This is a genomic window from Bacteroidota bacterium (assembly GCA_016706255.1).
GTDB lineage: Bacteria > Bacteroidota > Bacteroidia > Chitinophagales > BACL12 > UBA7236.
In genome coordinates this window covers 28805-46891 of sequence record JADJJZ010000003.1, presented here as the reverse complement: position 1 = coordinate 46891, position 18087 = coordinate 28805, and the positions used below count along the sequence as shown (strand labels likewise).

Annotated in this window: 19 protein-coding genes and 3 pseudogenes; 16 read left to right on the top strand and 6 right to left on the bottom strand. The window is 35.6% G+C overall.

Going from position 1 to position 18087, the window contains the following annotated elements; translation table 11 throughout:
• Positions 1-12: 12 nt before the first annotated feature.
• Together obgE and IPI65_01890 are read right to left on the bottom strand one after the other, a co-directional pair.
• A complete protein-coding gene (gene obgE / locus IPI65_01895) occupies positions 13-1017 on the bottom strand; it encodes a GTPase ObgE (GenBank protein ID MBK7440304.1) in 1005 nt (334 codons plus the stop codon).
• A 37-nt stretch (positions 1018-1054) separates the two neighbouring features.
• Positions 1055-1654, bottom strand: a complete 600-nt coding sequence (locus IPI65_01890) for an adenylate kinase (protein ID MBK7440303.1) — start codon at positions 1652-1654, stop codon at positions 1055-1057.
• A gap of 112 nt (positions 1655-1766) precedes the next feature.
• On the opposite strand from IPI65_01890, the gene IPI65_01885 reads away from it, so the two are divergent.
• The 3 genes from IPI65_01885 to IPI65_01875 are packed head-to-tail and all read left to right on the top strand — an operon-like array spanning position 1767 to position 3273.
• Positions 1767-2057: a nucleotidyltransferase domain-containing protein gene (locus tag IPI65_01885; GenBank protein ID MBK7440302.1), complete on the top strand. Its 291-nt coding sequence runs from the start codon at positions 1767-1769 to the stop codon at positions 2055-2057.
• 53 nt (positions 2058-2110) lie between these two features.
• Positions 2111-2530 (top strand): hypothetical protein, encoded by a 420-nt coding sequence (locus IPI65_01880; GenBank protein MBK7440301.1) that lies wholly within the window; start codon positions 2111-2113, stop codon positions 2528-2530.
• Positions 2531-2535: 5 nt separating this feature from the next.
• Entirely contained in the window at positions 2536-3273 is a 738-nt protein-coding gene (locus IPI65_01875) for a hypothetical protein (protein ID MBK7440300.1), read from the top strand.
• Positions 3274-3381: 108 nt separating this feature from the next.
• On the opposite strand, the gene hpt is transcribed toward IPI65_01875, so the two are convergent.
• The 3 genes from hpt to IPI65_01860 form a co-directional block, all read right to left on the bottom strand.
• Positions 3382-3909, bottom strand: a complete 528-nt coding sequence (gene hpt, locus IPI65_01870; GenBank protein ID MBK7440299.1) for a hypoxanthine phosphoribosyltransferase — start codon at positions 3907-3909, stop codon at positions 3382-3384.
• Between the two features lie 5 nt (positions 3910-3914).
• Positions 3915-5282, bottom strand: a complete 1368-nt coding sequence (locus IPI65_01865) for a LysM peptidoglycan-binding domain-containing protein (protein MBK7440298.1) — start codon at positions 5280-5282, stop codon at positions 3915-3917.
• A 90-nt stretch (positions 5283-5372) separates the two neighbouring features.
• Positions 5373-6014 carry an O-methyltransferase gene (locus IPI65_01860; protein ID MBK7440297.1) on the bottom strand — a complete coding sequence of 214 codons (642 nt, stop codon included), beginning with the start codon at positions 6012-6014 and terminating at the stop codon, positions 5373-5375.
• Between the two features lie 76 nt (positions 6015-6090).
• Here IPI65_01860 and IPI65_01855 point away from each other — a divergent pair, with 76 nt between their 5' ends.
• The 8 genes and pseudogenes from IPI65_01855 to IPI65_01820 all read left to right on the top strand — a co-directional run bounded on the left by IPI65_01855 (position 6091) and on the right by IPI65_01820 (position 15011).
• Positions 6091-7674 carry a choice-of-anchor B family protein gene (locus IPI65_01855; protein ID MBK7440296.1) on the top strand — a complete coding sequence of 528 codons (1584 nt, stop codon included), beginning with the start codon at positions 6091-6093 and terminating at the stop codon, positions 7672-7674.
• 477 nt (positions 7675-8151) lie between these two features.
• Positions 8152-9180, top strand: coding sequence for a PorV/PorQ family protein (locus tag IPI65_01850; GenBank protein ID MBK7440295.1), 1029 nt, complete (start codon positions 8152-8154; stop codon positions 9178-9180).
• Positions 9181-10404, top strand: a complete 1224-nt coding sequence (locus IPI65_01845) for a hypothetical protein (protein ID MBK7440294.1) — start codon at positions 9181-9183, stop codon at positions 10402-10404.
• 235 nt (positions 10405-10639) lie between these two features.
• Positions 10640-11317, top strand: a pseudogene (locus IPI65_01840) (response regulator transcription factor).
• The gene (locus tag IPI65_01835; GenBank protein ID MBK7440293.1) at positions 11314-12558 is read left to right on the top strand and encodes a HAMP domain-containing histidine kinase; all 1245 of its coding nucleotides are present in this window, start codon (positions 11314-11316) and stop codon (positions 12556-12558) included. Before IPI65_01840 ends, IPI65_01835 begins: the two are co-directional and overlap by 4 nt.
• Positions 12559-12877: 319 nt before the next feature.
• A pseudogene (locus tag IPI65_01830) lies at positions 12878-13681 on the top strand (hypothetical protein).
• 286 nt (positions 13682-13967) lie between these two features.
• Complete coding sequence (locus tag IPI65_01825; GenBank protein ID MBK7440292.1) at positions 13968-14654, top strand: hypothetical protein; 687 nt, start codon at positions 13968-13970, stop codon at positions 14652-14654.
• A gap of 45 nt (positions 14655-14699) precedes the next feature.
• Positions 14700-15011, top strand: coding sequence for a T9SS type A sorting domain-containing protein (locus IPI65_01820; GenBank protein MBK7440291.1), 312 nt, complete (start codon positions 14700-14702; stop codon positions 15009-15011).
• A 37-nt stretch (positions 15012-15048) separates the two neighbouring features.
• On the opposite strand, the pseudogene IPI65_01815 reads toward IPI65_01820, so the two are convergent.
• Positions 15049-15967, bottom strand: a pseudogene (locus tag IPI65_01815) (NAD-dependent epimerase/dehydratase family protein).
• 415 nt (positions 15968-16382) lie between these two features.
• On the opposite strand from IPI65_01815, the gene IPI65_01810 reads away from it, so the two are divergent.
• The 5 genes from IPI65_01810 (at position 16383) to IPI65_01790 (ending at position 17968) form a co-directional block, all read left to right on the top strand.
• Positions 16383-16907, top strand: a complete 525-nt coding sequence (locus IPI65_01810; protein ID MBK7440290.1) for an ATP-grasp domain-containing protein — start codon at positions 16383-16385, stop codon at positions 16905-16907.
• A 1-nt stretch (position 16908) separates the two neighbouring features.
• Complete coding sequence (locus tag IPI65_01805) at positions 16909-17073, top strand: hypothetical protein (protein ID MBK7440289.1); 165 nt, start codon at positions 16909-16911, stop codon at positions 17071-17073.
• Positions 17074-17137: 64 nt separating this feature from the next.
• Entirely contained in the window at positions 17138-17350 is a 213-nt protein-coding gene (locus IPI65_01800) for a hypothetical protein (protein ID MBK7440288.1), read from the top strand.
• 301 nt (positions 17351-17651) lie between these two features.
• Entirely contained in the window at positions 17652-17798 is a 147-nt protein-coding gene (locus tag IPI65_01795) for a hypothetical protein (protein MBK7440287.1), read from the top strand.
• A 20-nt stretch (positions 17799-17818) separates the two neighbouring features.
• Entirely contained in the window at positions 17819-17968 is a 150-nt protein-coding gene (locus tag IPI65_01790) for a hypothetical protein (protein ID MBK7440286.1), read from the top strand.
• The last annotated feature ends 119 nt before the right edge of the window (positions 17969-18087 follow it).

Below are 18087 nucleotides of genomic sequence, written 5' to 3'. Positions count from 1 at the left end.
TTATTACCTGAATTAATCTAAATCCGGTTTATTTAATTCGGTCCAGATCATATCTTTTAATTTATCCAGGTTCTTTTTTGTGTGTGATGAAATAAATACCGTTTGAACTGATTTAGGTAATTCCTTCTTCAGCATTTTTTCTAATTCATCATCAATTAAATCGGCTTTAGTAATTGCCAAAATTCGTTGTTTGCTCAGCAATTCTTTGTTGAATTTTTTGAGCTCATCCAGTAATATTTTATAGGTAGTTTTAATATCCTTATCCTCACAACTCACCATAAATAAAAGCAGCGAATTGCGTTCAATATGTTTAAGAAACCGAATCCCTAATCCCTTACCATCGCTGGCCCCTTCAATAATTCCGGGTATATCAGCCATAATAAACGACTTGTGATCACGGTATGCAACAATACCCAGGTTGGGCACTAATGTAGTAAACGGATAATCGGCAATTTCGGGTTTTGCGGCAGATAATACCGATAATAATGTTGATTTACCTGCATTTGGAAATCCAACCAAACCAACGTCAGCAAGCACTTTCAGCTCAAGTAGCTTCCAGGCTTCTATTCCGGGTTCACCGGGTTGGGCATGGCGTGGCGACTGGTTTGTAGGTGACTTAAAATGGTTATTTCCCAATCCGCCTCTTCCTCCGGGCACCCAAATTACTTCTTGCCCGTCTTCAACAATTTCGAAATCAACTTCGCCGGTTTCAAAATCTTTAGCAACTGTTCCCAGTGGCACTTCCAGAATCACATCTTCCCCTTCAGAACCACTTCGCAAGCGTTCAGTTCCATAATGGCCGTTTTCAGCAATCACATGTTTGCGGTATTTCAAATGGAGCAAGGTCCACAACTGAGCATTGCCGCGCAGAATAACGTGCCCGCCTCTACCACCGTCACCGCCGTCAGGACCGCCTTTCATCGTGTGCTTATCTCTGTGGAAATGCACACTTCCCGCGCCTCCCTTACCGCTTTTGCAGTGGATTTTAACGTAGTCAACAAAATTCTGTTTTTCCATAAACTTTTCTCCTCAATGCCTTTGTAGCAACAATTATTTAGTTGTCGCTATGATTTGAAGCCACATTATTAACTGCCTGCATTAATGCGTTAAAAATGTGTTCAATGGTGCCTACACCTGCAATCTCGATTAGCAAATCCTGATTGTTATAATACCCTGCAACCGGTTCTGTTTTAGTGCGATATTCCTGCACTCGTTTTCTGATGGTTTCAACATCATTATCGTCGGAACGGCCGCTGGTAAGGCCTCTTTTTAGTATTCTTTGGGTTAGTTCTTCTTCATCTACAACCAGACTCAATACACAACTCACGGAGGTGCCTTTTTCCATCAGCATGTTATCTAAAGCTTCCGCCTGAGCCGTTGTTCTTGGAAAACCATCGAAAATAATACCCTGCTTTCCTTTGGTTTTCGCCTCTTCAACTGCACCACCCAACATGCCAATAACCACTGCATCAGGTACTAGATTGCCTGCGTCCATAAATTTTTTTGCTTCCAATCCCAATTGAGTCCCGTTGGCAATTTCTGCCCGCAACAGGTCACCCGTTGATATATGAAGAAGATTAAAATGTTCTTTGAGTCGTTCAGCCTGAGTGCCCTTGCCGCTTCCCGGAGGGCCGAATAGTATTAAATTGATCATGAAAAGAATAAATTGAAGGTGCAAAGATAGCGGGTTACGCCGTATTTATTTCACTAAACCGCAGGAATATGGTTTTTGCCCAAATAAGCCCAAATAGGGTTACCTTTGTTACATGAACGTACTCGAGGAAATAAAAGAAACACTCACTAAAAACAAACCCTACCTGTCATCAAAATACAGTTTGAGCAGTATCGGACTGTTTGGGGCGATAGTGAAAGACGATTTTATGCCCGGAAGCGAGATCGATATCATTGTTGATTTTAAAAAACCAATCGGAATCGAAATAATTGACCTAACCGATGAATTAGAAAAATTGTTAAACCATAAAGTTGACCTTGTGGCGAAAACCGGTATCGAAAAGGGGTATTACAAAGTATTCAGAAAAGAAATACTATATATCTGAACAGTCAAAACGAATTGATACTTTTATTAAACAATTATTACCTTTAGTTTACTATGAATATATTCAAGTTTCTAGTTGGCGCTATTTTACTATTTTTTACCGTAATGTTTTTGCGTTGCGAAAAAGTAACTGAAATATCTGAGTTAATTAAAAGCACCAAAAAAATTCAGGTTGTTTTTTACAACGATTCACTACCCGATACTTTTGTAGATATAACTGATAAAAAAGATATTAAGAAATTTACTTCCTATATTACCGATGAAGATATTCCATTATTAAAATGTGGTTACGACGGGCAAATTATTTATTTTATGGATGATGAAGTTGGAGCTGGCCCGAAAAATTCTGTTGCCATGGAATTTAACTTAAGCGATGATTGTGCACATGTAGCCTATCAATACGCTGCATCAATGCAAACTAAGAAACTAAGCGATGATGGTCTTGCTTATTTGAGAGGAATAAAAGCTAAATAATTTCCATGCAATCACCATCACCACGCACAAGGAGTTTTCCAATTGTTCCGGTAATTATCTGTATTAATATTCTTCCGCTTATTGGTGTACTTTATTTTAATGTATCCTTTTTCGCCCTATTCTATTTGTATTGGTGGGAAACGGTAATTATCAGTATTTTTCAGTTTGTTAAAATGGGAAAGGCTGAGCTTAAAAGCGAACCCGATCCGGGTTTTACAGTTAATGGCAAAACGTTAACTTATCAGCAGGTGAATAGCAAAATTTATATGCGATTGAGTTACGGAATAATTCGATTGTTGATGCTCGGCTTTTATTTATTATTTATTATCATATTCATAGGTATTTTAACCGCAATTGAAGAAGACCCAATCGCTTTTGCAAATGCATTACTCTTTTTAGACCCATGGGTGTTATTGAGTTTTTTAGGATTTTTCTTTACGCACCTAGCTGAATATGTGTTATGGATCAGAGATAAGGAATATAAAACAACAAGCTTACGCGATTTAGGTAATATATTCGATAGTCGTGTAGTTGTAATTCATGTCGTAATTGTTTTGGGAACATTTGCTTCAATGTTTGCCGGCGAAAAATTGTTTCCGGATGTAAAAAATATCGGCAGTATAGCTTACATGTGTTTATTTGTATTGTTAAAGATTGGTGTTGACGTTTATGCTTACAGTAAAAACATGAAACGCACACATGCTATTAACGATTTAAGCGGGAATTTTATCTTAAAGAAGTGAGCAAGCCTAAATTTAATTGATTGAATACCATACAGAAATAAGTTTTCCAAAACGTATTTTGAAAAAATTGGTAAATCAATAATTAAAAGGCAATACCTGAAAAATATATCACTTATCATCTAACTGATAAACACCATTCCAGTTTCTTCCTTCTTCATCGTAGTCTAATCCATATCCAACAACAAACACATCGGGAATTTCAAAACCAACATAATCGCCTTTTATCAGATTAGGGCGAAGAATATGTTTTTGTAGAAGTGTTGCAACAGTAATACTTGCAGGTTTTAATTTTTCTGCTTCACGTGTTAAGTGAAATACGGTTTTTCCTGTATCAATTATATCTTCCAAAAAAATGATATGTCTATCTTTCAGGTCGATATCAAAGCCGGTGAACACCTCAATTTCGCCGGCGACAGTACCGGTGTACGATTTAATTCTTGTAAACCGAACAGTACATTTACCCTGAAATTGCCTGATTAATTCTGCGCCAAATGCAAATGCCCCCGTTAACACAATTATAAACACAGGATTTTTATCATGAAATTCAGCAGTTATTTCTTTTGCCATTTCCGTTATTCTTTTTTGAATAACCGAGGCATCCAGATAAGGCTTAAATATTTTATTGTTTATTTGCAATGGAATTATTTATAACCCACAATTAATTGCTGGCCAATTTTAATATTTGTATCAGGTAAATTATTCCACTTTTGGATTTGCGCAACTGTTACCTGGTATTTTTTTGATATGGCATACAACGTTTCCTGTGCAGCTACGGTATGATAAATTGCAACTGATGTTACGGGTTCAGTTGTTTTTACTCCGGTAGAAACAGGGTCTTCCGGTTTTGTCGACGGCTGTTTTTCTTCAACTTCCGGAGCAATTATTTCTTCCTCAAAATCAATAAAAGCATCATCATTTTTATCCTTAAATTCCGTTTTTTCTACAGGTTCCGAATTTGATTTTTCTTGTTTCGGCTTATCTTCTTTTTGGTTAACTTCAGTTTTTGGTTTTGTTGTTGTTTTTGTTGCAAGTTTTAAGTCGTCTTTTCTTTTTGAACGCAAGTTCACTTCTTCCCCAACTGCAGGTTCCTGCCCTTCGTGGATTTGATTAAATTTATATAATTGCGATAAACGAACGCCTTCATCTCTTGAAATAGACCACATGGTTTCACCTTGTTTTACAACATGGTATTTGGTATCACCTTTTTTGCGTTTTGGCTGCAGATAAAATTTTGTTCCGGGCTGCAAATCACCACCATTTTCTATATCATTATAATCTTTAAGTAATTTTAATTTAATATGATGTTTTTCGGCAAGTGATTCAGGTGAATCTCCGGATTGAATGGTAACTGTTGGAATTCTGTTGTGATAATAAACCTCTTCATTATATCCACCCCAGCTAACTTTTTTGGGTTTTGTATCCGTTTTAACATCTTCCTTTACAACAGGATCGTGTTTTTTCTTATCGTCTTTTTTATCCGATTTTTTTATATCGGCTGCAGTCATTTTATCTAATTCCTGCAAATTATAATCTTCAATTAAATTAATCAGTAAATCTGCATATTTCGGATTGGTAGCATATCCGGCAGACTTTAATCCTTTCGCCCATCCTTTGTAATCGGTGATATCTAATTCAAACAAAGCAGCATAACGCGTTTTATTCACTAAAAATTCGCTGTGATCACGATAAGATTCTTCAACATGTTCATATTTTCTAAAGCACTCATCTTTAGCATCATCGTCATAATATACTTTTTCACCTTTCCAGTCGGTATGACATTTTATCCCAAAATGATTATTCGATTTTAATGCCAGCTCACTTTGTCCGGCTCCACTTTCTAAAATACCCTGGGCCATCGTAATACTGGCCGGAATTTTATACGTAATCATTTCCCGAACGGCAATTTCTTTATACTGGTCGATATAATCCAACACCTTCTGGTTGGGTTGCCCCGCCAGCAAGGTAGCCGAAAAAATGACCATCAGAAATGTAATACTTAAACTTTTCATACTTGTTTTGAGCAGGCACCTCATGTCAATCTCAAAATTACCCTTCCTAACGCCCTGAATATCAGGTATATTATCCACAAAATATGTTATCTATCCATTTTTTCGGGCAATAGTTATGCCATCTCGAATAGAAACGATTACCTGTTCAACTCTGGTATCCTTATGTATGAGTTCATTAAATGCATGAATTGCAGCAGTATCTTTATCATGTTTAGCTTCAGCAACAGCACCGCTCCAAAGCACATTATCTGCTAAAATCCACCCTCCGGGGCGAACTTTTTCAATAACTAAATCAAAGTAGTTACAATAATTGTTTTTATCGGCATCAATAAAAACTAAATCAAACTGATAAGGCAAATCGGGAATTATTTTGATGGCATTTCCGGTAATTACTTCAATTTGTGTTTCCATTTTTTCTGCTGCAATGTATTTTTTTACCAAAGGCGTCAATTCCTCATTAATATCGATAGTTACTAATTTCCCATCAGGAGCAAGTCCTTTCGCCAAACAAATTGCGCTATAACCAGTAAAAGTGCCTATTTCCAGAATCCATTTCGGTTGAATCATTTTTGAAATTAATTCTAAAAACTTACCCTGCACATGTCCGCTTAACATCCTTGGCATCATTGCTTTCAGGTGGGTTTCCCGGTTTAGGGCTGCAAGATGTTCATCCTCAGCGGTGGTGTACTTTTCGATATAAGCACTTACATTTTCGTTTATCAGGTCGTTCATAGTTGGGTTTTTACACTAACATTACAGTAAGTACAAAATTGATAAATAAATTTACATCTGATATTAAACCGCATCAATGAAAATAATTTTTACCATTTTTTATACAATAGTTTGTTACTGTTCGGCTTCTGCTCAATATAACCTGTCGTTTGCAAGTGAATTTATTTATCCCGATACAATTCAAATGAGCGGATGCTGGGGTTACAACAGTCCGGATGGAAAAGAATATGCATTGGTTGGAACAAGTTATGGCACTTCAATAGTTGACATCACCAATCCTTTAACACCAAATCAATTATTTTTTGTTCCGGGTCCGCAAAGCACCTGGCGCGAAATAAAAACCTGGGATAATCATGCTTATGTAACAACTGAGGGTGGAGGCGGATTAATGATTATTGACTTAACCAATTTGCCTGATGCAATTGATACGGTTTCATTTAAAGGAACTATTGACCATCCTTTAAATACTGCGCATACACTGTTTATTGATGAAAGTGGTTATGGTTATATATTTGGGTATAATGTTTTAACAGGCTCATCTGAAGGTGCTTATATTGTTGATTTAAATAGTGACCCTGAATTACCTGTATATGTAAATGAAATTACCGCACAGTATATTCATGACGGATTTGTGCGCAACGACACCCTTTGGGCTGCGTGTATTTATTCAGGCGGTGTTTATGTTTTTGATGTGAGTGATAAAAGTGCAATCGATTTAATCGGAATTCAAACAACATCTGCGAGTGCAACACATAATTGTTGGGTAAGTGATGATGGAAAATATTTATTTACTACAGATGAAATCTGGACTGGTTTTATTTCTGCTTTTGATGTAACCGACATCACCGATATGAAACTTGTAGATCAAATAAAACACGGAGCCAAAGATTCAACTATTGCACACAATACCTATTACAACAACGGATATTTAGTAACTGCACATTACAGCGAAGGCGCAACCATACACGATGCTCACCGGCCTGAAAACTTAGTGGAAGTAGCACATTACGATACATCACCATTTGGCCCGGATGGCGCACTGGAAGGAGCCTGGGGCATATTCCCCTATTTTAATTCAGGGACAATAATTGTTTCAGATATACAACAAGGATTAATTGTTTTGCAACCAAATTATCAGCGCGCTTGTTATCTTGAAGGGAATATTATGGATGATATTTCTTTTGCAAATATAATTAACGCAAAAATTGAATTGGTGGGAACAGATGTAATTGACAGTTCCAATATTATCGGTGCGTATAAAACAGGATATTATTTACCCGGAAGTTACGAAGTTATTGTATCAAAAGAAGGTTGCGCAACCAAGACTATAAATGATGTAAATTTATCCAGCGGTGAAATAACCAATCTGGATGTATTATTAGACTGCGGAACAATAAATATTCACGAGCAAAATGAAAATAATACATTAAATTGTTTTTATGATGCGACAAATGCAAATATTCAAATGGAATTTTTATCTGATCAACAACAAACAATTAGTGCAACTTTAATCAATGCCCAGGGTGCGGTTATTATTAATAAAGAAATTCAGTCTAACCAAACTTATACATTTAATACCACGCAATTGCCAAATGGCATCTACTTTTTTGAATTTCGGAATATAAGTGGCGTTTATACCAAAAAAATAATGATTTATTAATGCGTTTTAGCGGGTTAAAAATTGCTTGTTGAAATTGGGTTTTCACTTTTTTATTGCATGACATTTTTTCAGGCTGCAGATTGAAGGTGGAATTTTGAGCTACCTTTTACTTTTTGAGGGTTTTGGGGATGTAAGCGGTTAAGAATTTCAACCTGTTAGGTTTAAACCTTCCAGGTTTAAACCTAACAGGTTTTAGAGACTCTGCCAAAATTGCAGACGCGCAAATTGCAGCAAAAACAAGCTTTTTTCCTTAAATTTTACCCAAAAAATCTCCCAAAACACGCCACATTTTTATCTCGAATTTTACCAATTTTTAACGGGCTTTTTTCGCCTAAAAAGTCAAATTTTGTCAAAATCATTCACAATTTTTCTTAAGCACTAAAAACTTTTTTGCCTATTTTATAAAATATTCTTACCTTTCCCTAAGCTCCTTATTCATCCCCTCCATTTCTTCAAATCTTAATTTATCTTTGCTGCATGCGCAGCCTCCTATTTATGGGATTGTTTTTATTAGCAAATTTTGCTCAGGCACAAATTCTGCCTGCTTATGGCGACTCGCGCACTGCCACTACCGGCTGGCAATTCCTGAAAATTGCTCCTGATGGGCGCTCTGCGGCTATGAGTGAAAGCTTTTTAGCCGTGGTAGATGATGTATCATCATTGTATTGGAATCCGGCAGGATTAACGCAATTAGACAGCAATAAATTTAATTTTGCCGTTGACTACACCGATTTTGCGGCAGGAACCAGCCTAAATTTTGCCGGAATTACCTATAGAATCGACGATAATACCCTCGTAGGTGTCAGCCTCCAGTATTTTGACGCCGGTGAAATGGATGTTACCACCGAATTTTTACCTTTCGGTACCGGCCAAACTTTTAGAGCTACCGATTTGGGAATTGGCCTTTCATTGGCCAGAGAGCTAACCGACCAGTTCAGCTTTGGCGTCACTGCAAAATATATCCGCGAAGATTTAGCATCAGTCCACAACCAGAATTTAATTTTTGATTTCGGTTTTCAATATGATATCGGAATTCAAAACACACGATTCGCTGTTGCAATTACAAATTTTGGATTTAATACCCAGCCGCGCGGCGAAATTGCAGTGTTAAACTTATACGATTCAGCAACAATTAATGAATTTACCGAAATTGCAGTTCCCACCGTTTTTCGTTTAGGGTTTGCATGGGATGCTATTAAAAATGATAAACATATTTTAACTGCTGCCTTACAATTAAATCACCCAACCGATAATAATGAAACATATAGTATCGGTTTGGAATATGGTTGGAAAAAAATATTTTACGCACGCACAGGTTATACTTTTGCTACCGACAATGGTGCTTTTCCGGCTTTCGGTTTCGGGACTTATTTTAATCGCCGATTTGGTCAAATAAAATTAGATTACGGTTTTAATTATCTCGATAATCTGGGCATGATTAATAAAATTGGTATTGCATACACGCTGCCGAATAAATCAAATAAATCAAACACACAACGACAATAAATGTATTCGCGTTTTATATATACTGTTTTAATAAGTGCAATAATAATATTGTCGGGTTGCGATTTTTTATTTGGCAGCAGAGAAGATGCAACTGTTGACGAAATATTTGAAGAAGGGGCAATTGATCCCGATATTATTCAAAATGAAGCCGGTTATGTTCCTATTCTTCCTTTTTGGGACGATTTTATTGAGCCGACTGATATTTATTGTGGTTATGATGAAATGATTTATGTGGTTGATGCTGAAGGCATAAAAGTTTTGGACCAGACAGGTGTTATTTATAATACAATTGCCATTCCCGGCGCCACAGATATTACACAAGACCGAAGACTACATACTTATGTTACCGGCAGGGTAAATATTGATGTGGATGGTGATGGCATTTTAGAAAATTTAGCTGCCGTTTATCATTTAACAGGAACCGCAAACGGCAATCTCGAAATTATTGATACCTTAATTCATCCCTTTTGTGATGTAAGCCGCAATGTAACATCTTTCCGTGGCGCTGAAGATGAAGCCGTTGAATTTACCGGCGTAACCACCTTAGCAGATAATACCGTTTATATTACAAGAAAAGGACCTAATAACGATATTGCCGGAATTGCAAGAACCGATAATGCAGTTTTATTTTACGATGAAAATGGCTGTTATATCGGTTATGCAAATGGACTGTCTCCTGTTACCAGCAATTTGCGTTCGGTATGGGATATAAGCGCAATTGCAACATTTGCCGCACCACCTCAAAGTTTATCCGGAATTTCATCCTCACCCGAATTTTTAATAACACTAACCAATCCGTCAGCACAATATAAATGTTTGTGGATTGCACAATTCAGCGACCCGGAAAGTGGAATTACATATGGCGAAAATGCAGCACTAACTGTATTTGATTATACAAAAGCAGATCGCTTTTTATACGAACCAAATCGTTTTATCAATCCTACTGATGTTTATATTGCTCCTGATTTTACAGGATATATTTTTGTTGTAGACGCTGGCACAGACTCTTTATATCAATTTACCCGAAAAGGATACGAAGGTGTAAATCCTCCTGCCGGTTCTTCAACTACCAAACAAATAATTGCGTCTTTTGGTGGTGAAGGCAGCGGACCATTTAATTTTATTAATCCTTCCGGTGTTGCCTATTTGCGCGAAACGGTTTATGTGGTTGACCAGGGCAATCATCGCGTGTGCAGATACAAGCTGAATACGGATATTGAATAACAATTAGGAATCCAAACACCTGAATATTAGATTGTTAAAGTTTATAAATAAACAACGAAAATGATTGCTTGAAATTTCTTAGTTCTACTAAGAACAAATCAGTTTAAGCAGCGGCTATACTTTCAGGTAATTTATTAGTGTTGAATAGGATTTTATAAAACATCTTGTTATCTTGTATTGTTAAACCCCAATCTTCAAATTTAAAACAGAATTCCACATCAATTTTGTATTTATCATGAAAGTATTAATTATAGAAGATGAGACTGATATAAGGAATGCTAGACTTAGTTATCTTGTTAAAGATCACTTTATTCGCGAATGAGCTGATACATATCTATCAGCTTCTGATAAACTATTAATGTTTACCTATGATATCATAATTTTAGATATCACCCTACCCGGTGGCTCCGGTTTATCTTTACTCCGGCAATTAAAAGATAATAAGTCAGAAGCCGGTCTTATAATTATCAGTGCAAAAAACGCACTGGAAGATAAACTGTTGGGTTTGGATTTAGGAGCTGATGACTATTTAACCAAACCCTTTCATTTAGCGGAACTGAGATCGCGCATACATGCTTTAATACGACGCAAAACAAGTAATAACACTGAAATAATAACATTCCATGAGCTGTCTATAAATGTAGAACACGCTGAAGCCTACATCAATAACGACCAAATCATATTAACAAAAAAAGAATATGAATTGTTATTTTATTTAGTTCAAAACCAACACCGTGTTCTAAGTAAAGAGGCCATAGCCGAGCATTTGTGGGGCGATTTTATGGAAAACATGCCAAGTTTTGATTTTGTTTATACCCATATAAAAAACTTAAGAAAAAAAATGCTTCAACTTGGCTGCAACGATTACATTAAAACAATTTATGGTTTTGGATATAAATTTACTGACCATTGAAATTACTTAAGAAAACAAATAGAGATTTTATTTTAGCTGCAACTGCCGTATCACTTATCGCAGGTGTAAGCTTGTATTTTTTAATTACAGCAATAATTCACGAAGAAACAACAGATACTTTAGCAGTAAATTGCTTGAGAATTGAAAAACAAATTTTAAATGAAGATACTGTTTATCCTCAACCACCCGTTTCTGAAATAAAGAAAATAAAAGAATTACCAAATGTAGAATATAGCATTAATGATACCATTATTTATGATGAAATCGAAGGCGAACAAACACAATTCACTGAATTTACATTATACAAATCAATTAATGGTGATAACTATGCTATAACCTGTAGAAGTAAAACTATTGAAAACATTGACGTTTTTTGGGCTGTGGTAAAATCATTCAGTGGGTTCCTTTTCTTAATTTTTGGCATATTATACTTTTTGAACAAACGTTCACATAAAAAAATATGGGCTGTCTTTTATAAGAATCTTGAAACTGTGAAGTCGTTCACCCTGAAAAACGGCAATCAATTAGGTTTAAAACCCTCTTCTATTGAAGAATTTAATGAATTAAATATTGTTTTGAATAACCTGACCGAGCAGATTAATAAAGATTTCTCCACCTTAAAAAAATTTACTGAAAATGCTTCTCATGAGTTGCAAACACCTTTAAGTATTATTCGAAATAATACTGAACTTTTAATGCAATCAAATTTAGACGAAGCGGTTGCCGGTCATATTGAAAAAATTTACCTCACGTCAAACAGAATGTCGCATATCGTAGAGGCATTATTGTTGTTAGCGAAGATCGACAACAATCAATTTAAAGAACTAACACGCATAAATTTTAATTCAGTTATTGCAAATCAGGTAAACATTTACACAGAAATATTCGGCGATGAATTTATAATTGAATATCAGGAAGATGGATTTTTTACACATGAAATGAACTTGCACCTGGCTGAAGTGTTGATAAAAAATTTACTTGAAAACAGCTTTAAACACAAAACCAACTTGGGTAAATTAAGTATTAGCATCAAAATAAATAAAATTATTTTTTCAAACCCCGGCTTAGCTCCGGAAACAGAAGTAAGTAATTTTTTTAAACGATTCATAAAAGCGAATGAAACCTCCGCTTCCCCCGGCTTAGGGCTTGCCATTGTTAGCGATATTTGTAAGGTTTCTGGTTTATCAATTTCAGGCAATTACGAAAATGGTAACTACATTTTCATAGTTAGTCATAGCTAAACTTCTTTCTTCAGAATTACTACAGAATTACAATAGAATTCGTCCAATTTCGGCAATTTACTTTGCTTTAACTTAAAATTTAAAGTATATGAAAGCAACGTTGATATGTCTATTTATCTGCATTTATTTTAATGCCATTGCTCAACAATCACCGGATTCTTTAAAAGAAAAAGTATTTGCCCAAAATTGAAGGTGTAGTACAAGTTCATTATTTGAACGAGTTTAATACAAATGGCGACACAATAAGAGATCCCGACGGATTCAGAGTATTACGCGCTCGCTTAATTGCAAGTGGTAAAATAAATAAAAATGTAGGCTATCAACTAATGATAGATCCACGAGCACCGGAAGTTGGTGGCATGTTACGAGATGCATATTTAGAGTTAGATTATATAAAAACCAACACATTAGAATCGGGCAACAAAAAACACAATTTGGCTGGGAAAACACCACTTCAATTACTCAACTCTATACTGTAAACAGAGCAGAAATGTCAGATGCGGTTTGCAGAGGTGAAAATTTACGCGATGTGGGAATCGGTTTATTAGGTCATATCGCTATTTCAGAACATTTACGCGTCGAAAATGCCATAACACTCACAAATGGAACCAGAATGAATGTTGCCGGGCCCTTTGACTTTAATACAAAAATGGTTTGTTGGGGTAGACTAGGTTTGCAGTATAAGCAGGATGATTTAAAAATAAAAATCGGCGGGTCATTTGCGTTTGGCGGACTCCGTTATTTAAATGATTCAATTTACACACCAACTGACGATATTTATGCAGACATTTGGCGCCTGGGCACCGATATTCAGCTTGATTCAAAATATTGCTTTTTTGCTGGCGAATTTGCTAAAGGAATCGACAAAGTGCAAGATACCATTTATGGTGAACCCATCGGTTATCAGGCACAACTCGCATTAAAAACAAAATGGAACACAGGTCCTTTAATTCGTTACGATAGTGCTGAAGACGAATGGAAAGTATTAACCATTGGCGCTTATTATGGTATGCCTAAAGATAAAATACGGTTCTTAGCAAATTATTTATTCAGAGGAAATGTAACTGATGTGCCAGGTGGTCATGATGATCGCCTTTATATTCAGGCACAAATTACTTTTTAAAGTTATATACAAAAAATAAATTTCAGGTACACATTTTACTAGTTATCTAAAGTAATCGATTATTCCCGCATATAAAATTCATTTTACTAAGTTATAAAGGCATTTCACACCGTAATATTGTCATTCCACTAAATACAGGTTTTATTTATTTTGATTAGATGGACTTTTGAATATGCAACGAAAATCTAATCTTCAGCTTTTAGCCTATTCCGCTATGGCTGGAACATATTTATTAGGGGCAAAAAGTTGATGGCCAAACAATTTATTTCGATATGTACCCGATCAAATGATTGATGCTTATTGTTTTGAATGTGATGAAACAGTAACCTATTATTTAGATGTTAATTTAGATGGGACAAATGATCTATTATTTAAAGATACAACCTGGGACCCCTGTTATTATTGTATAGGTGGTATAGAAGCAGATGTTGATGGATTAGGAGATAACAAAGTTGTATTTATTAGTTCTTCATGGGAGTCTTTTTATGGATGGAATATTATCAATCAACAATTTGCTGAACAATTAAATGTAGGTGACACATTAGATGGCTCAGATAGTTTAACAAATATGATGCTTCCATTTGGCAGCCTTTATGTCAACGATGGTAGTTCCATTGCTTCGTGGCACGGCCCATGGAATGATTATAGCTTTCATTATGTTGGATTTGAGCTAAAAATAAGCGGTGAACCACATTACGGGTGGGTTAGACTAAAATCAAATGGTGCATATATTTTGATAGATTCCTATGGTTATTCTGAAATTGCTAATGAACCAATTGTTATTGGCGATATCCCTGATTGTAATCCCCCATTGCCAAATGGCGAAGTAGCAATAACCGGAACCACCGCTAAATTAAGGTGGTTTACAACGCCTTCCGATTATTTTGAATTACAATATCGAAAATCCGCACTGAAATGTGGACGACCAAAACTATTGCAGGTGAAAAAACATTTCGGAAAGTTGTGGGGTTAACTTAAGATAAATTATGAATGGAGAATAAGAAGCATTTATGCACTGATGGAAGCACTTACCTATTGCCCAATACAAACATTTTCAACAAATAGCTGTAAACTAGAAAATGAACTTGAAAATAACGAAGAAACGATTGAAATTTTTTCGTATGGAAATAATCTGAATATTCAAATCGACGAAAATATCAACAAGGAATACAATTTAAAAGTTTTTACCATTACCGGTGAACTTGTATATTTAAATATGATACAAGGCTCAGAAAATATTTTACAGCTTGATCTGCCAACAGGTATTTACATTGTTAACTTGGCAAATGAATCTGTTTCAATTAACAAAACCATTGCAATAAATAACTAAATTAAACTTGTGTCAAAATAAATGGAAGGCCCCGCATTTATTTCAAACTTTCCACCGTTAATCTTACACCCTCTTCCGGCGATGTTGCTTTAATGCCAAATCGTTTTTCAAATTTGCTGCTGTCGAAATAATAATCTTGTTTATATTGATACATCATCTCCGGAAATTCTTTTAAAACCGGAACAAACAAGCCTATTATTTTCATCATCCATACGGGAATCAACATTGCTTTTGGCTTTACATGCATCTCTTTGCAAATAATTCAATCCATTGCTTTCCGGTAATTTTTTCATTTGTTGTTGGTACATGCCATGTTTGATTATAAGCATCTGCAGTATTGCCCAAAATGGCTGTAGCCTTTGCTGCATCTGGTGTAAAGGTGTAAGTGTGGATGTATTGTGTACCACCAAAATAATTTGCAGTTTTACCTTTCTTAAAATTATTTGCAACAGTAGAAATCAACATACTTTTATCATTACCAGGGCCATAAAAATCTGCTGATCTTGCAATAATTGCTTGTATTTTATTTTGATTTACTGCATCCCAAATCATATCCACTAATTGCTTCCGCACAACACCTTTTTTCGGTGGATTTAATTTTGAATTTTCTGTCATGTGTGGTATTTCACCTTTATCATAACTATAAACGTTATCAAAAATACTAGTTTACAATTATGTTTTGCACATGAATCAATTACATTTCGCATTAATGTGGGCCATTGTGTTTGCCATACTTTTAATGTGTATTCAAAACCAACTACTACATAAACTACTTCACTTCCTGCAATTGCGCCTTCAATTTGTTTTGCATCACTTAAATCTGCCGGATGCAGAATATCCGTATCATTTACTTTTTTAGGATTTCTACTTACCAATCGTATTTCAGATGTATAATTTATTAGCTCCTTTGCTAAATCTTTACCGATAGTTCCACCGGCTCCTAAAATGGTTTGCATAATGTGATTTTTTATTAAAGACGTAAAGGTAACCTAAATATTGTGTGCTATAACGAGCTGTTAGTGTTAACTTATTGTAAATGTTACAATAAGGTGTGAGCCGACTTTTTTCACCCCCGAATGGTTCCGTTTTTATATCATCTGAACCCTCTTCAGGTATTGCCTAACACATTTGCACATCTTATCACTTGCACATGTGCAGCTTATTACTATTTTTACAATACATTAACCAAAACATAGCATCCCGACCGCATGCAATTAACCACTGAACACGGCTCGCATTCAGAAACTCCCTTTAAACTTAACGAGTCCATCCCGCTAACTCATCTTAAAGTATGGATTTTTCTCAAAGTATTGCAGAATACACTAAAACATTCGAGCAACTTTGAGTTAACTGGGTTTGGCAACCGTTACCATGCAATCGTATAAGCAGGTAATCGACCAAATTGTAATTGAACGCAATACCGGCGTAAACTTTCCTATTGTATTTAATATATGCGATGGCGATGAAGTTAACGGAACACCAGGTGTATCAGTTGTTAACTTACTGGATGCAAAAGGACTGATTTATACCGGCGCAGATGCGTATTTCTATAATATCACCACTTCCAAAATCACCATGAAGGAAGCTTTCGATTTAGCCGGCGTCCCAACCGCAAAATGGGAAGCCATCTTAACTCCTGACCAGGATATTTCAGGAATTTTCGAACGTTTAGGTGCACCACTTATTGTTAAACCTGCCGTTTCAGGTGGCAGCATGGGTGTTTGTATTAAAAATGTGGTCAACAATGAAGCTGAGTTAAAAGAACAAATTCATAAAATGTTTAATGGATATCGCGGCTGGCAATTATCAAGCGGCGGAATTGTGGTGGAAGAGTTCATTAATGGTCCGGAATTTACAGCAATGCTGGTAGGTTCATCTGACCAACAAAAAATATGAGGTGTATGAACCGGTTGAACGTATTTTTCATGAAGCCTTACCGGATAATGAAAAATTTTTTATCCTTCGACCGCTTATGGAAATTTATGAAGATGAAACACCGATGCCTGATAACGGAAATTTTTATCAATACGCTGCTGCACCACAAAATTTAACCGGAAAATAAAAAAATTAGTTGGGATGCTTATGTGTCCAATGGCGGTAAAGGTTATACCCGCGTTGATTTACGTATGGATAAATTTACAGGTAGAATAGCAGTTTTGGAAGTAAATGCGCAATGTGGTTTAAGTGAAGATGAAAATTATACTTCTATTGGAGCAATTTTACGTTATAGCAATAAATCGTTTGCACAAATGGTTGTTGAAATAATTAATGATGCCACATTGAGATGGATGAAAAAAAACAGAAAACGAAAAGTGCCCGCTTTAGTTAAAGCTTATTAATTAATAAATACGATACGTTGCAAATTAATGCTGATAATATAATAATACCGAAAATGGAAAAGGCCTGAAAATATGCGTGCTCCAGCCTGATTATTCAACCTCTGATGTCGACTATCAATATTATGATCCTCCGCGTGATTTATCAGCATTATTACCTGAAGCAGAATTCGTTCACGTTTTTTAAATAAATTAACTACCTACAAACAATTACGCGAATTAAAAAACAGGGCTTCGATATTTTCGTCAATTTATGTGAGGGTTATCCGACTGGACAATTCCGTCAGTAGATGTAATTTATTATATGGAATTATTGGGTTTACCTTTCACAGGACCAACTTCACTATTATACGACCCCACTAAAGACCTCATGAAATATGTTGCATTTACAGTGGGTGTTAAAACCCCGCCATTTGCGCTGATCTCGGAAATGAAAATCTGGATGTCGTAACAGCACATTTAAGTTATCCATTGTTCGTTAAACCGGCAAAAGCAGGCGATAGTTTAGGGGTAGATGATCAATCGCTGGTAAAAGATACGTTATCGCTCCACAATAAAGTAAATAATATAATTGAAGAATACGGACCTTTACTTGTTGAAGAATATATTTCAGGAAGATAATTTACCGTAATGATTGCGGCTAATCCTTACGACCGTCAAATCCATATTTATTTAAACCAATAGAATATATTTTTCCGGAAAAATTTTTCTTTTAAAACATATTCGTTAAAAACTTCTGA

Coding starts and splice junctions, on each gene's coding strand:
- IPI65_01845 (MBK7440294.1), top strand. CDS start 9,181: ATGTATTCGCGTTTTATATATACTGTTTTAATAAGTGCAATAATAATA.
- IPI65_01820 (MBK7440291.1), top strand. CDS start 14,700: ATGGAAGCACTTACCTATTGCCCAATACAAACATTTTCAACAAATAGC.
- IPI65_01885 (MBK7440302.1), top strand. CDS start 1,767: ATGAACGTACTCGAGGAAATAAAAGAAACACTCACTAAAAACAAACCC.
- IPI65_01875 (MBK7440300.1), top strand. CDS start 2,536: ATGCAATCACCATCACCACGCACAAGGAGTTTTCCAATTGTTCCGGTA.
- IPI65_01860 (MBK7440297.1), bottom strand. CDS start 6,014: ATGAACGACCTGATAAACGAAAATGTAAGTGCTTATATCGAAAAGTAC.
- IPI65_01855 (MBK7440296.1), top strand. CDS start 6,091: ATGAAAATAATTTTTACCATTTTTTATACAATAGTTTGTTACTGTTCG.
- IPI65_01890 (MBK7440303.1), bottom strand. CDS start 1,654: ATGATCAATTTAATACTATTCGGCCCTCCGGGAAGCGGCAAGGGCACT.
- IPI65_01865 (MBK7440298.1), bottom strand. CDS start 5,282: ATGAAAAGTTTAAGTATTACATTTCTGATGGTCATTTTTTCGGCTACC.
- obgE (MBK7440304.1), bottom strand. CDS start 1,017: ATGGAAAAACAGAATTTTGTTGACTACGTTAAAATCCACTGCAAAAGC.
- IPI65_01810 (MBK7440290.1), top strand. CDS start 16,383: ATGCAATCGTATAAGCAGGTAATCGACCAAATTGTAATTGAACGCAAT.
- IPI65_01800 (MBK7440288.1), top strand. CDS start 17,138: ATGGATAAATTTACAGGTAGAATAGCAGTTTTGGAAGTAAATGCGCAA.
- IPI65_01795 (MBK7440287.1), top strand. CDS start 17,652: ATGGAATTATTGGGTTTACCTTTCACAGGACCAACTTCACTATTATAC.
- IPI65_01880 (MBK7440301.1), top strand. CDS start 2,111: ATGAATATATTCAAGTTTCTAGTTGGCGCTATTTTACTATTTTTTACC.
- IPI65_01850 (MBK7440295.1), top strand. CDS start 8,152: ATGCGCAGCCTCCTATTTATGGGATTGTTTTTATTAGCAAATTTTGCT.
- IPI65_01825 (MBK7440292.1), top strand. CDS start 13,968: ATGATTGATGCTTATTGTTTTGAATGTGATGAAACAGTAACCTATTAT.